We start from the raw sequence: 14519 nt of genomic DNA, 5'->3' as shown, positions 1-14519 counted from the left end.
TCATGCACGTCGTCGTCGCCGTCCCGACGGTGGTCGGCGTCCTCCGGACGGTGCGCAGCGGCTGACGGCGCCCGACACCGTACGAGGGCACCCCGTACGCCCCTCCGGCACCGCCCCGCGCCAACCGGCGCCGGGCGTCAATCGCGCAGGAGGCTGTACTTCGTGCTGCGCCTGGCGTAAGGCCGTGGAGCGGCGATTCGGAGGGGTGGGCGTGGGCCTCTGGCTTGCGTGCGCGGTGCATCACGAGGCGAGCTGCGGCGAGGGGGATGAGCGTTACGGTGAGGAACGTACCGCCGTATCCGATCGTGGTGGCGAGGCTTCCCACGAGGAGCGTCGCGGTGGCCATGGCGATGAAGTTCACGGTGAGGCGTGAGCCAAGCATGGCGCCTTGCCGGCTCGCGGTCGCGAGGTTGACGAGCATCACCATGGTCAACGGTTGTGCAATGCCCGTGCCTGCCCCGAGGGCGAGCGAGGCCATCATCAATGAGCGACGTGACCGGAAATGGGGATGGTGACGAGACCCACCGCGGTGACCAGCATGGCGCCCGCAAGGAGCCGTGCGTGGGTGCCCACGAGGCGCGTGAGGGTGGCGAGGAAAGGGCGAATGGCGACGGAAGCCAAGCCGCGCATGGCGATGATGATGCCGAGCCGTGTGGGTGGAACGTCTTGCCGTTCGAGGTCGACGGGGAAGAAGGTTTGGTGCACGGCGAGGGCGAAGAGCGTAGCGAAGCTCGCGGCAAGCGTGCCGGCGGCCGAGCGACTTCGGAGGGTCGTCCATAGCGTTGCATCATCCCGTCCTTCGGTGGCTTCCGTGCGCGCCGCGGGACGGGCTACGTGGCTGGCTGCGTGGCGTGCAGCCCCATGCGAGTCGGTCGCGGAAGGCGGGTTGCTGGCAGCGTAGGCGTGCGTGCCGGGAATGGCGGTGGTGGCGAGCAGGCTGACGAGGCCGAGGGTACTGGTGAAGACGAGTAGCCAGCGATCGTCGTGGATGGCGAGCCCGATGCCGAGGAGGCTGGGTCCGACTCGTTGCCCGATCGAAACGAACGTGGCGAACACCCCAAAGCTGCGTTCGCGGGCGGTAGGGATGCCGGCGACGTACTGTTGCACGCCAATGACGCTGGCGACTTGCGCCATGCCGATCGTGACGTGCGCGAGGGTAAGGGTGGCAAGTGAGGGGCTGATTGCAGCGAGGAGGGGAGCGGCGAGGAACCCGAGGGATCCGAGGCGCGTGCCGCGCTTCGTGCCCACGCGGTCGAGCCAGCGACCGACGGCGATGGACGCGAAGGTCGGGAGGATGAAGCCGCTCGTCAGCAGCAGGCCGGTGAGGGCGGCGGACGCACCAAGTTCGACGGCGTACAAGGTGACGAGCGGCAAGGCGAGCGAGAGCTGGATCGAGATGGCGAGGCCGTACGCGGAGGCCTAGGCGAGGCGGTGGTACGGCCGGTCGATCATCGTGCGTCAGGCGTGCCGTTCAACGTGAGGTCGGCGAGGAGACCGGCGAGGAGCGTGGTGCGGACGAGCAACGAACGTTGCACGTCGATGCGTTCGTGTTGCGCGTGCGCGCCGACGCCCACGGCACCGAGACCGTCGAGGGTGGGGCGGTTGAGGGCAGCGGTGAAGTTCCCGTCGCTTCCCCCCCCGACCATGGTTTCTGCGACGGGTTCGTCGAGCAAGCGTGCCAGGGCAGCCGCGCGCTCGTACAGTCGGCTCGTGGATGCGGTACGCACCATGGGTGGACGGTTCGTCCCGCCTTCGATGGTGAGGGTGACGTCAGGATCGATGGCGTGCAGGTTCATGAGGGCGTCGTGCACGCGCGCACTTTCTTCAAGCGTTTCGGTGCGGACGTCGACGTCGATGTGGCAGCGTTCGGCAACGACGTTGCGTGCCGAGCCGCCGGCAATCGTACCGACGGTGACGGTAGTGCCGCACGTGGGGTCGTTGAGGGCGTCGATGGTCGGGATGTGGCGCGCCATTTCGAGGATGGCGCTGCGACCACGTTCGGGTTCCAGTCCGGCGTGTGCGGCGCGGCCCATCGCTTGCACGCGGTACATCCCGACGCCCTTGCGAGCCGTCTTGAGGGCACCCTCTTTGGATGGTTCGGTGACGAGCACGACGCTTGCGTCGCGGGCTTCACGTTCGATGTGGCTACGTGAGGTGGGGCTTCCCACCTCCTCGTCGCTGGTGATGAGGAGCGTGACGTCTGCATCGTCGCTTTCGCGGGTGGAGCGGAAGGCGTCGACGGCTTCGAGGCTTTGGATGATACCAGCCTTCATGTCGAAGATGCCGGGTCCCGTTGCATGGTCGTTTTCGATGGCGAAGGGACGCCGGGTGGTTTCGTCGATGGGCCAGACGGTGTCGACGTGCGTGAGGATGAGGATGTGAACGCGCGCGTCACCGCGTGCGTGCCAACGCGCGGCTAGGTGGTTGGCATGCGGCGCGGTCGCGGAGAGCCGTTCGGTGCTCGCACCATGCTCCTCGCACCACGTGGCGAGCGTGCGGAGTGCAGCGTCGTTGGCGGCGGCATCGAGGCTTGGCGTGTCGTGGTTCACGAGGTGGGCGAGGCGCTCTAGGGCGCGTGGGTGGTGCGTGGTGACGTGATGGCGGAGGGTCTCCAGGGTGGGTGCGTCGGGGTCGCTGGGCATGTGGTTCCTTTCGGGAAGGGATTAGGTAAGGGCGAGGGTGGCGAGGCGGGGCGCGTCGACGCCGCCACGTACGCCTCCATGTGGGTCGCGTACGAGCAGGCTGGGGCGCGCGAAGTTGGATTGGAACGGCCCTTCGGGTTTGGGGCGCACGTCGCGTCCCCATGCGTGGAGGGCTTCGAAGATCGTGGGGTCGGCGTGGTCGTCGAGATAGGCGACGTCGCCCGCTTGCATGATGCGCGGCACTTCGGTGGCGCGTTGTGGTGATCGTCCGTAGGCGAGGTGGGCGACGAGTACTTGGGCGATGGCGCCTGGAATCTTCGGTCCGCCAGGCGCGCCGATGGCGATGCGGGTTCCGTTCTCGTGGGTGAGGATGGCGGGTGCTCCATTCCAGACGGCTCGCTTCCCAGCGGCGTAGGCGTTGGGGTGGCTGGCGTCGGCGTCGAACTGGTACAGCGTGTTGCCGAGGAGTAGACCCGTGCCGGGCGTGACGATGCCGGATCCGAAGGGGTAGCCGAGCGTGAAGGTGGCGGTGATGAGGGTGCCATCGGGCGCGGCGACGTTGAGATGCGTGGTGGACGCTTCGTCGCTTGCGTTGCGGGGAGGGGTGGACGTCGCGAGTGTGGGGTACCCATCGGCATGAAGATTGCGTAGGGGGAGCGGCCCGCCGGCTGCGGCATGGAGGTCCGTTTGCCGGAGGCGTGCGAGTACCGGGTCGCAGAATGCGTCGAGGGGTGCGCGTTCGAAGTCGGGGTCGCCGTGCCACTCGCGGTCGAGGAATGCGGCGCGTTGCGCGTCGGCAATCGCGGCGTAGTAGGCGGGTGAGCCGAGATGTGCAACGCCTGGATCGAGGTCCTCGAGGATGTGCAGCATTTCGATCAAGCTGGCAGCTGCGCTCGTGTGCGGGCCTGCATGCACGGTGAAGCCGCGGTAATGGCCGGTGAGGGGCGTCGTGCGCGACGCGGGTGTGATGCGTGCCAGGTCGTCGGCGGTGACGAAACCGCCGTGCTGCGCGAGGTGGTGTGCGATGCGGTCGGCCGTCTCGCCTTCGGTGAGTTCGGCGAGTCCGTAGTGGCCGACGCGCGTGAGGGTATCGGCAAGGTCGTGTTGGACGAGTAGGTCGGCTGGGGTTCGGTCGGAGGTGGCGGCTTGTGGTGGCAGACCTTCGCGGGCGAGGAACACGTCGCGTGCAGCGGGGTTGCTGGCGAGGAGTCGTCCGTGCGCGGCGATCATCAGGGCGGTGTACCAGGCGACGGGAAGGCCGTATCGCGCAGCGTCGATGGCGGGGGCGAGCAGGTCGCGAAGGGGTTGGCTGCCTCCATCTTCGTGGAGCCCGATCCAGCCTGCGATGGCGTGCGGTACGGGCGTGGATCGTACGCCTCGGTGTGGTGGGGGCAGGGTAGGTGGCAGGCTCGGCCCGCATGCGCTTGCGTCGAGCAGGTAGGGCGCATCGTCGGGGGGTGCGACGAGGAGAGCGCCGTGACCTCCGAGGCCGCTCATGAACGGTTCGGCGACGCTCATGGCGGCAAGCGCGGCGAGGGCGGCGTCTTGGGCGGTACCACCTTCTGCGAGGACGTGGGTGGCGACCTCGGCAGCGTGCGGGTGCATGGTGGTGACACCGCTACGGCCGGCGGGGCGTTCGTTGCGGATGGCGCGGACTCGGGAGTGGGACATGGCACCTCACGGGGCGTGGCGTGGTGGCGTGCGCGGGTACACCATGAAGCGAAACGTGGCATGCGCAGCGATGGCACGATAATATGTCATTCGTTCGCGGTCACTTCCGCAATGATGCAAATCGATGCGGAGCGAAGTCGAAGGAGGAAGCGATGGCACATTCGTTGGTGGACCTTTCGGGCCGCGTGGCGGTCGTCACGGGAGGCGGTGGCAACATTGGTGGCGCGTCGAGCCGCGCGCTGGCGGAGGCGGGTGCGGACGTCGCGGTCGTCGACATTCGCGGCGACGCTGCAGGACGCGTTGCAGACGAGGTGCGCGGCTTTGGGCGGCGCGCGTTGGCGGTCACCGGTGACGCCTCGGACTACGAGGACGTGCGACGCATGGCGGACGAGGTGCTCGGTCATTTCGGTCGGGCGGACGTGCTCGTCAACGTCGCGGGGGGGAGCGAACCCCGGACGTTTTTCGAGATCGGTCCGGAGGATTACGAAAGCGCATTTCGACGCAACATGATGAGTGCGTGGGCATGGGCGCATCGTCTCGCACCGCAAATGCGCGACCGGCCGCACCAGCGCATCATCAACGTCGCGTCGATCTCCGGAAAGCATGGCGGAGGGCCTCCGGCAACGGTCAGCAAGAGTGCCTATGCATCAGCCAAGGGTGGCGTGATCGGTTTGACGAAGGGCCTGGCGAAGGAGCTTGCGCCGGACGTCACGGTCAACGCCGTCTGTCCAGGCTTGATTCACACGCCCAACACGTCGCGCATCACGGAGGGCCCGCACCGCGAGGAGATCCTCGGCCAGATTCCCATGGCGCGCTTCGGCAGGCCCGAAGACGTTGCAGCGGCGGTGCTATTCTTCGCGTCGAACGGCGCGGAGTGGATCACGGGGGAGATCACCGACATCAACGGTGGCCAGTACGTCGATTGAAGTCTGCACACGCGAACGCCACCCTTGGAGGACGCTCGGACGTGTCCGAAACGCTACTCGATCGCTACCCGCTCCCTACGGCCCTGACCGAACGCATCGGTTCGCTCAGTCGTAAGCAGGAGCGGGTATTGGAGTTCCTCGTGTCGAACCCCATGGCCGGTGCGAGCGTGACGATCGAGCAGATCGCCGAGCAGCTCGACGTGAGCGTCTCGACGGTGATTCGCACCGCGAAGGAGCTTGGATACTCGGGTTTCGGTGCCCTGAAACGCGATCTTCGGGCCGCGTACCTCAACACGCTCGAACCGCTCGAGCAGGCGCGCGTGCGCATTACGTCGCGCATCGATCCCGACTTCGTAGCAGCGCAGTTGGAGCGCGACGCACAAAACCTAGAGGACCTGCTCGAGACGGTCGATGTAGCGCAGATCGTGAAATTGGGCCGCGACATCGCAACGGCGCGCCGCACGGTCATCGTGTCGACGGGTAGTTACGCCGCAGTGGGCCACATCCTTTCGCACCAGTGCCGTTTCCTTGGTTACGACGTGCGGCTCGAGATGCGCGGGTCGAGCTTCCTCGCGCACGAAGTCGCCGCCCTCGGTCCGCAGGACGTGATGATCGTGGTGGGATTCTGGCGGGACCGTGCGTCGCATCTGCGGGTCGCGACGCATGCGAAGGGAAAGGGAACGCGGCTCGTGGCCATCACGGATGCATCGGGTTCGCACCTCGCGCGCATCGCCGACGACACCTTCCTCGTCCCTACGGAGAGCACGGCGTTCTACCAGTCGATGGTGGCTGCAACGGCGCTGGCGTACGCGATCGTGAACGCCGTGTGGCAGTTCGATTCGGCGCGGGGCGAGACGGTGGCCGAAGAAGCGCAAGCGTTGTACACGGGCATGGACATGTTCCTGTCGCGCGCCTCCCGTCTCGACGAGTAAACGAAAAACATTGCAATAAATGACGTCTTGATATAGCATTTCTGTTGTGAGCTCATTCCAAAAGCTCGCACAATGAAGGAGGTTGGCAGATGCGTTGGTCCCTACGACTGTCCGTATCGGTCCTGGCGTTGGTCCTCGTCTCGCTGTTCAGCGTGACGATTGCGCAAGACGAGCGCCTCGTCATCGTGCGTCCTAGCGACGCCATTTCACTCGATCCGCAACGCGCCACGACGGCGCCCGAAGTGTGGGTCTACAACAACATCTACGAAACGCTCGTGGTGCTCGACGAGGACATGGAGATCCAACCCGGACTCGCGACCTCCTGGGAACGCATCGACGAAGAACGCATGCGCTTCTACCTCAAGGAAGGCGTGACCTTCCACGACGGCACGCCCTTCAACGCAGAAGCCGTGCAATTCACCTTCGAGCGCGTCCTCAATCCGGAATCGCCCGCGCGTGGCGCATCCTGGCTCGGTCCCATCGTCGGCGCGGAGGTCGTTGACGAGTACACGGTCGACATCGTCACGGACGGGCCGCTCGGACCGCTCCTCAACCACCTCAGCATGGTTTTCGTCGTGGGCATGGTCAGCCCGGACGCCGTCGAACAGTACGGCGACGAGTACGGCCGCAATCCGGTTGGCACCGGCCCCTTCCGCTTCGTGGAGTGGCAAACGAACGAGTACATCCTCCTCGAACGCAACGAGGCCTATCATGGCGACGTACCCGAGATTGCCGAAGTGGAGTTCCGCGTCGTGCCTGAAGAAGGCGCACGCATGCTCTCCTTCATCCGCGGTGACGCCGACATGCTACTCCGTGCCGCACCGGCCGAACTCCCCATGATCCGAGAAGACCCGAGCTACACCGTGTACGACACGCCCGGGCTGCGCGTCGTGTACATCGGCCTCAACTTCACGCAGGAACCCACCGGTGATCCGCGCATCCGCCAAGCGCTCGCCCATGCCATCGACGTGGACTCCATCAACGCCTTCGTCGTCGAGGACGCCATGGAGCCCGCCACGGGCGTTCTCGCCACCGGCGTGTTCGGCTACGCCGAAACCGACATCGTCGAACGCTACGCCTACGATCCCGAACGCGCACTTGCCCTATTCGCCGAGGCGGGCTACGAACAAAACGCGCAAGGCCAACTCGTCGACGCGAGCGGAGACCCCCTCCGCCTCACACAGTGGGCGTCGGTGGGCCGCGATCTCAAGGATAAGGAAGTCAGCGAAACGGTCGCCGCGCAACTTCGCGAGATCGGCGTGACGGTCGAGTACGTGCAACGCGAATGGGGCGCCTACCTCAGTGCGCTCGCCCTCGACGAGGTCGACTACAACCTGTTCACCCTGGGATGGGTCACGCTCACCGGGGACGCCGATTTCGGCCTCTACACCAACTTCCATGAAGGCTACGGCACCAACCGCGCGCACTACGACAACGCGGAGGTCAACGCCCTGCTCGACGAGGCCCGCGTCGACCTTGATCCCGACGTGCGCCTCGCCGCCTACGCCGCCGCGCAACAGCAAATCGTCGAGGACGTCGTCTGGATCCCCATCTACCAGACGCGCGAAACGGTCGTCGTGCAGGAGTGGGTGAAGGGCTACGTTCCGCACCCCGGTGAGTACTACGTCCGACTCGCCCCCGTCACCAAGGAGTGACCACGCGCATGCGAGCCGCATGACCCATGCGGTCGACATGGGAGGTCGGTTCCGTACCGACCTCCCCCCTCCACGGGCCCGCCCGCCCGCCATTCCCCCGCGTGAGGAACACCCATGTACGCCTATGTGATTCGCAGGTTGCTGTGGGCCATTCCGGTGTTGGTCGGCATCACGTTCACGATCCATACCGTGTTGAGCTTGACTCCGGGCGATCCCGTCCGCATCATGCTCGGCGAGACGGCAACCGAAGCGCAGATCGAAGCGGCGCGCGCCGAGATTGGGCTCGACCGCCCCTTCCTCGAGCGGTACGGCTTCTACCTCGGCAACGTCATCCGCGGCGACCTCGGCGAGTCGTATCGCAACAAGCGCAACGTGTCCGATGAGCTTCTCGATGCGCTCCCCGCCACCGCGCAACTCGCCGTCGCCGCCCTCGTACTCATCGTCCTCTTCGGCATCCCCACCGGCGTGATTTCCGCGGTGTATCGCGGCACGTGGATCGATGCGATCCTCACCACCGCGTCGCTCGTGGGCTTGTCGATGCCGGTGTTCTGGATCGGGTTGCTCCTCATCTATTTTTTTGGATTCACCTGGCCCATCCTGCCCATAGGCGGCATGCGCGATGGGCTCGCAAGTTACGTCCTGCCTGCCTTCACGCTGGCGCTCAACAGTTACGCAATGATTTCTCGGCTTACGCGCAGCGAAGTGCTCGAAACGCTTGGCGAGGACTACATTCGCACCGCCCGCGCGAAGGGTCTCGCCTTCAGCGCCGTCGTGTGGCGCCACGCCCTGAAAGCTTCGTTCATTCCCATCGTCACGGTCATTGGCCTGCAATTTGGATTGTTGTTGGGAGGCGCCGTGTTGACCGAAACCGTCTTCTCCTGGCCAGGGATTGGCCGCTTGATGGTGGACGCCATCATGACCCGCGATCTGCTGGTCGTGCAGGGCGCCGTTCTGGTTCTCGCCATCATCTTCGTCGCCGTCAACCTGGCGGTCGACCTCATCTATGCCTTCCTCGACCCTAGGATCCGGTTCGCATGACGACGGCAGCGAACCTCTTCACCTGGCGCAAGAACCGCTCCCTGCAAAGGTTCCTCCGAAGTCCTGCAGGCGTGATCGGTCTCGCCTTCCTGGTGCTCGTGGTCCTTGCTGCGATCTTCGCGCCGTACCTCGCGCCATTCGATCCGTACCAGCAGCACTTGCCCGACCGGCGGGCTGCGCCTGGGGGGACCTACCTGCTTGGTGCCGACGAGTTCGGTCGTGACATCTTGTCGCGCATCCTGTTCGGCGCGCGTGTGGCGTTGCGGACCGGCGTCGTATCCACCGCCATCGGTCTCGTCGCAGGTGCATTCTTCGGCATCATCGCCGGGTATCTCGGCGGTTGGATCGACGACCTGATCATGCGCGTCATGGACGTCCTGCTGGCTTTTCCCTACCTGCTGCTCGCCATTGCGATCGTGAGTGCGCTGGGCCCAAGCGAGTTCAACACGCAACTCGCGATCGCGGTGTGGACGCTCCCGAGTTTCGCGCGGTTGATTCGAGGGACGGTCCTCTCGCTCCGCGAGAAGGAGTACGTCGAAGCGGCAGATGCGCTGGGTGCGCGCAATGGCGGGATTCTCCTACGCCATGTGGTGCCCAACACCTTCTCGCCTCTCCTGGTGTACGGCGCGGTGTTCATTGCGCGCGCCATCATGCTCGAAGCGGCGTTGAGCTTCCTGGGTCTGGGTGCGCAACCCCCCATGGCTTCCTGGGGGAACATGATTTCCGAAGGTCGGGACTACCTGCGCCTTGCACCCCACATCATCACCATGCCCGGCATTGCGCTCGGCCTCACGGTATTGGCCGTGAACCTCGTGGCCGACGCTTTGCGCGACGCGCTCGATACGCGCACGAACGGAGTGTGACCGTGACGACGTCACGCATGTTGGACGACCTTCCCTGGACCGACGTGGATGCCTACCTGCAACGCGGTGGGCGACGCCTCGTCGTGCTGCTCGGCAGTACGGAGAACCATGGTCCGCACGCCCCACTGGGAACCGATACGATCATCGCGCGCGGTGTGGGTAGTCGGGTGGCGAAGCGGCTCGACGCGCTTGCCACGCCACCCACGCCGTTCGGCTTCGCAGCGCATCACCGTCGGTACCCGGGATCGGCGAGCCTGAGCAATCGGACGCTCGCGACGGTGCTTGGCGAGGTGGTGCAAGGGTATGCGGAGCAAGGGTTCGAACAGTTCGCGTTTCTGAGTGGTCATGGTGGAAACCGCGTGGCGATCGACCTGGCCGTGAGCGAACTCGCGGATGCGGTGCCCGACGCTACGCTCGTGCATGCACGCATGTTGCCCCTGCAGACGGGTGCGGCGTTGCGCGAGCAGGTCGAAGCGGCGTACGGATCGCCCCTTTCGGACCTGTGGGGTGCGCACGGCGGGGAGCAGGAGACGGCTGCCGTGATGGCGGAGCGTCCCGAGTTGGTGCGTCGCGAGGTGGCGCCTGCGCCCACGGACGTCGCTGCCTACCTCGATGCGACGCGCGACCCGGCCGTGACGCGCCTGGAGCGATCGATTGCACCGTTCACCTCGCACGGAACGTGGGGTGATGCGCGACGCGCCACGCCCGAACAGGGCACATTGTTCTTGGAGCACGTGGCGGACGATCTCGCAGCACGGATCGTTCGACTGCTTCCCGCCGAAAGCATCCAAGAAGGGATGGCGGCATCGTGACCATGACCATGCCCACGCGAGAGGACGTGGTCGACCTCGTGGACTCGGAGCGCTTGTGGGCGCATCTGGAGGCGTTCTCGACGAGCGTACGCATGTCGGGAAGCGAGGAGGAGGCCGCCGCGTTCGCGCATGCCGAACGCGTCGTACGCGAAGCAGGGTACGAGGTGAGGCGCCTCGATCACGATGGGTACGTCAGCAAGCCGGGCGCAGCGGCGCTGGCCGTCGAGGGTCATGACGTTGCGTGCATCACGCATGCCATGGCGGCCTCCACGGTGGGCACGACGGCGCCGCTTGCGTGGGCGCGTGCAGCATCGGTGGAGGGCTGTATCGCCGTGGAGTACGGTCTTGCACGGCCCGGAGCGGTTCGCGAACTCGCCAACCGGGGTGCGGTCGGCGCCGTGTTCATCAACGCGGAGCAACGCTACGAGATGGTCGTTTCGCCCGTGTGGGGGAGTCCCGCAGTCCAGCAGCTCGGAGAGGTGAATCGCATTCCGGTCGTTTCGATTGCGGGGAGCGAGGAGGAGGTCGTGGCCCGCGCGATCGATGCGTCCGAAACGGCGACGATGCGAACCGAGGTGCACACGGGATGGCGCACGTTGCCCTTGCTCGAGGCGACGTTGCGAGCGCCGAATGGCGATGGAAGTGCCGTGATGTTCAGTGGTCACGTCGACGCGTGGCACCTTGGCGCCATGGACAATGGCGGTGCCAACGCGACGATGCTGGAAGTCGCGACCGTGATGGCGAGTCAGCGGGATGCGCTACGTCGTGATTTGTACGTGTTGTTCTGGTCCGGGCATTCGCATGGTCGCTATGCAGGAAGTCAGTGGTACGCCGATCATCACGCCGAGCAGCTTCGCGACCGGGTACTCCTGCACGTGAACATCGATTCGGTGGGCGGGGTCGGAGCGGATGACTTGACGCAAGCGCCCAGCATGCCGGAAACGTTCGCACTTGCCGCCCGCGCCATTGCGGAGGAGACGGGACAGGCGTACGAAGGGGTGCGTTTCGAACGGGCGGGCGACCAGAGTTTCTGGGGGCATGGTGTGTCGAGCGTGCTGATGGGTTTGTCGGAACAGCCGCGCGGTGATGACGTGGCGGGTCGCGCCTTCGGCGCGATGTTCGGTAAGAGTCGCGCGGGCGGGTTTGGCTGGTGGTGGCACACGCCGGAAGACACGACGGACAAGGTCGATCCTGCACGTTTGGAACGAGATTGCCGCGTGTACCTGCGTCTCGTGCATGAGGTATGCGTGGCGCCCATCGCTCCATTGTCGTATCGCGCTACGGCGCAGGACCTTGCCGTCCGCTTTCGCGATTGGTCACGACGGCTTGGAGACCGGTTGGACGTCTCCATTCTGGCGACGCGTGCCGAAGAACTCGTCGCAATGCTCGAACGTGTGGAGGCACGCTGGGAGGCGCAGCCATCGCGTGAGGCGTGGCAGGTTCAGAAGGCACTCGCTCGGCACTTGGTGCCTCTGGGGTACGTGGCTGGATCGAGCTTCGAGCATGACCCAGCCTTGGCGCAACCCGCCGTGCCGGTCCTCGCTGAGGTCGAAGCGCTGCTCGCATGCGACGACGCCGACGAGGTCAAGCATCGTCGCGTGTCGCTGCAACGGCGCGTCAACCACGTGGCATGGGCGTTGCGTGAGGCGTCGGCAGTGGCACGCTTGGCGCTCGGTGAAGGGGAGGATACGTAGATGGCAGCCTTGTTCGAACCGTTCACGCAGCCTGGAGGCGAACTACGAAACCGAATCGGCATGTCTCCGATGTGTCAGTACCGAGCGGATGGAGATGGCGTGCCGACCGCGTGGCATGACACGCACTACCGGAGTCGCGCGGTGGGGGGCGCCGGCCTCGTATTGACCGAGATGACGGACGTGACGCCCGAGGGCCGCATCACGGAGGGGTGCTTGGGGTTGTGGAACGAAGTGCAGGAGGCGGGGTTCGCGCGCGTGGCGGACGCCGTGCATGCGGAGGGTGGCGCGTTTGGTGTGCAGCTGTCGCACGCGGGCCGCAAGAGCATGCTCGAGGGCGACGTCGTTGCACCCTCCGCCGTACCGTTTGCACCCGACAGGAGGGTGCCTCGTGCGTTGGAGGCGGATGAGGTGGCGGGCCTCGTCGATGCGTTTGCCGCGGCAGCGGAGCGCGCTGCGCGTGCGGGTGTCGACGTCGTGGAGTTGCACGCGGCGCACGGGTACCTGATGCACCAGTTCCTATCGCCCATTTCGAACCTTCGTGAGGACGCCTACGGCGATCGGGAACGGTTCGCGCTCGACGTGGTCCGGGCGGTGCGGGCCGCACTGCCGGCGTCGGTGGCGCTGTGGCTGCGCGTGAGCGCGCGGGAGTACCAGCCAGGCGGGTATGGCGTGACGCACCTCGATGCGCTGCTTCCGAAGTTGGTGCAGGCAGGCGTGGACGTGTTCGACGTTTCGAGTGGTGGGAACGGTCCTGCGCGCCCGGAGGCGTACCCCGGGTATCAGCTGCGGTACGCGCGGCGAGTACGGGAGTCGACGGGGAAGCCGGTGGCGGCGGTGGGTGCGTTACATCACCCAGCACTTGCGGAATTCGCGGTGCGGGAGGGGTGGTGCGACGTGGTGCTCATCGGGAAGGGGATGCTGCGTACGCCGTACTGTGCGCACGAAGTGGCACGCGCGTTGGGTGTCGAGCATGTGATGGCGGGGGAGTACGGCAAGGGCGTGTAGGCGCCGCCGGGCGATGCGCAGCGCTTCGAGGGGGAAACGTTCGCTTTTCGTTGCGTTCGTTCAAAGGAACGCGATCGCGTAGAACAGCGTCATCGCGGCAAGCAGGATGAGGAACCCCACCGTACCGATCGCGACGGCTGCACGGCCCGAGGTGCGGAGGACGCGCACGTCCACGCCGAAACCGATCGCGGCCATCGCGGACGCGGTCGTCAGCACGCCGGCCGTGGCGAGCAGGTGAGCGAGGGGGGCGGGGACGACGCCGAGGCTGACGAGGGCGCTGACGGCAAGGAAGCCCGCGACGAAGCGTGGTACGAGCGGCGTGTGGACGGCATCGTCTACGCGGGTGGATTGGCGTGCGAACCAACCGAGGGCAAGCAGGGCGGGTGCAAGCAGGATGACGCGCGAAAGTTTGACGAGGAGCGCACGCTCACTGGCTTCGGGCCCGAGCGTCTGGCCGGCGGCGACGACGTGACCCACCTCTTGTAGGGTCCCTCCCGCGATCGTGGCGAGGAGTGGTGCAGGCATCATGCCGGCAGCGTGCCAAGCGGCGAAGGCCAGCACGCCGGCCGTACCGACGAGGCTTACGGTAGCGATGGCGAGGGAGGCGTGCTCGGCTTTGGCGCGTAGGAGGGGTAGGGCCGCAGCGATTGCGCTCGCACCGCAAATGGCGGTACCGATGGCGAGCGCGCGGCGAAGCGGAGCGTCCATGCCGGTGATCCGGCCAACCAGTTCGATGGCGAAGAAGGCGACAAGCGCCCCAAGGATGCTTCCTGCCAAGGCGAGCGGTCCGAGTTCGAAGAGGACGCGCACGTCGAGACGCGCCCCGAGCAGCACGATGCCGATGCGGAGCGCGTCACGCGCGAAATAGCGGGTGGCGGGTCGTTCGCCAAGTCGGATGCCGCGCGCCCAGCGTGTCGAGGCGAGCATGGCACCGAGGAGTAGGGCAAGGACGAGCGGTCCGACGGCGGCGCCGGTGGGGTGCTGCGCCATCGTGAATGCGAGGCTCGTGACGAGGAGGACGAGAAGCGCGTCGCGTGCGTGTGGACCAAAGGAAAAACGGTGCGACGTCACGACGCAGCCTACCCATTCCGAACGATGCAAATCGATACGCGGCCGCAGTGCGCTTCAATCGGCGAGCATGAACGCCAGCGTCCACGTACAAGCGTGCAAAGCGTCACGTTCGGAGAGGGACGTCCGCTCCTTCAACGCGGCGAGAGTGGCGTCACGTCTTCAGGAGCGCGTCGGCGGCGTCGTCGATCGTGGGGTAGTGGAACGCGAACC

Annotated in this window: 13 protein-coding genes; 8 read left to right on the top strand and 5 right to left on the bottom strand. The window is 66.1% G+C overall.

Going from position 1 to position 14519, the window contains the following annotated elements; all coding sequences use genetic code 11:
• The 4 genes from RI554_07230 to RI554_07215 all read right to left on the bottom strand — a co-directional run.
• The coding region (locus RI554_07230; GenBank protein ID MDR9391806.1) for a hypothetical protein at positions 1 to 427 on the bottom strand (427 nt) is incomplete at its 3' end.
• A gap of 53 nt (positions 428 to 480) precedes the next feature.
• Complete coding sequence (locus RI554_07225; GenBank protein ID MDR9391805.1) at positions 481 to 1392, bottom strand: MFS transporter; 912 nt, start codon at positions 1390 to 1392, stop codon at positions 481 to 483.
• 56 nt (positions 1393 to 1448) lie between these two features.
• Entirely contained in the window at positions 1449 to 2642 is a 1194-nt protein-coding gene (locus tag RI554_07220) for a M20 family metallopeptidase (protein ID MDR9391804.1), read from the bottom strand.
• Positions 2643 to 2663: 21 nt separating this feature from the next.
• On the bottom strand, positions 2664 to 4313 hold the full coding sequence (locus tag RI554_07215) for a gamma-glutamyltransferase (GenBank protein MDR9391803.1): 1650 nt from the start codon (positions 4311 to 4313) through the stop codon (positions 2664 to 2666).
• Between the two features lie 152 nt (positions 4314 to 4465).
• Between RI554_07215 and RI554_07210 the strand changes: the two genes are divergently transcribed.
• The 8 genes from RI554_07210 (at position 4466) to RI554_07175 (ending at position 13238) form a co-directional block, all read left to right on the top strand.
• On the top strand, positions 4466 to 5239 hold the full coding sequence (locus RI554_07210) for an SDR family oxidoreductase (protein MDR9391802.1): 774 nt from the start codon (positions 4466 to 4468) through the stop codon (positions 5237 to 5239).
• Between the two features lie 41 nt (positions 5240 to 5280).
• Positions 5281 to 6171: a MurR/RpiR family transcriptional regulator gene (locus RI554_07205; GenBank protein MDR9391801.1), complete on the top strand. Its 891-nt coding sequence runs from the start codon at positions 5281 to 5283 to the stop codon at positions 6169 to 6171.
• Between the two features lie 89 nt (positions 6172 to 6260).
• Entirely contained in the window at positions 6261 to 7826 is a 1566-nt protein-coding gene (locus RI554_07200) for an ABC transporter substrate-binding protein (GenBank protein ID MDR9391800.1), read from the top strand.
• A 114-nt stretch (positions 7827 to 7940) separates the two neighbouring features.
• On the top strand, positions 7941 to 8864 hold the full coding sequence (locus RI554_07195; GenBank protein MDR9391799.1) for an ABC transporter permease: 924 nt from the start codon (positions 7941 to 7943) through the stop codon (positions 8862 to 8864).
• Positions 8861 to 9727 carry an ABC transporter permease gene (locus tag RI554_07190; protein ID MDR9391798.1) on the top strand — a complete coding sequence of 289 codons (867 nt, stop codon included), beginning with the start codon at positions 8861 to 8863 and terminating at the stop codon, positions 9725 to 9727. The genes RI554_07195 and RI554_07190 overlap by 4 nt, the downstream gene beginning before the upstream one ends.
• 17 nt (positions 9728 to 9744) lie before the next feature.
• Positions 9745 to 10539 (top strand): creatininase family protein, encoded by a 795-nt coding sequence (locus tag RI554_07185; GenBank protein MDR9391797.1) that lies wholly within the window; start codon positions 9745 to 9747, stop codon positions 10537 to 10539.
• A 2-nt stretch (positions 10540 to 10541) separates the two neighbouring features.
• Positions 10542 to 12233, top strand: a complete 1692-nt coding sequence (locus RI554_07180) for a M28 family peptidase (protein MDR9391796.1) — start codon at positions 10542 to 10544, stop codon at positions 12231 to 12233.
• On the top strand, positions 12234 to 13238 hold the full coding sequence (locus tag RI554_07175; protein ID MDR9391795.1) for an oxidoreductase: 1005 nt from the start codon (positions 12234 to 12236) through the stop codon (positions 13236 to 13238).
• 60 nt (positions 13239 to 13298) lie between these two features.
• Here RI554_07175 and RI554_07170 read toward each other — a convergent pair whose 3' ends face one another.
• A complete protein-coding gene (locus RI554_07170; GenBank protein ID MDR9391794.1) occupies positions 13299 to 14309 on the bottom strand; it encodes a putative sulfate exporter family transporter in 1011 nt (336 codons plus the stop codon).
• Between the last annotated feature and the right edge of the window lie 210 nt (positions 14310 to 14519).

The sequence above is a fragment of the Trueperaceae bacterium genome (genome assembly GCA_031581195.1).
Lineage (GTDB): Bacteria > Deinococcota > Deinococci > Deinococcales > Trueperaceae > SLSQ01.
Note: the sequence above shows the minus strand (reverse complement) of the source record. Positions and strands in the feature narration are given on the sequence as shown.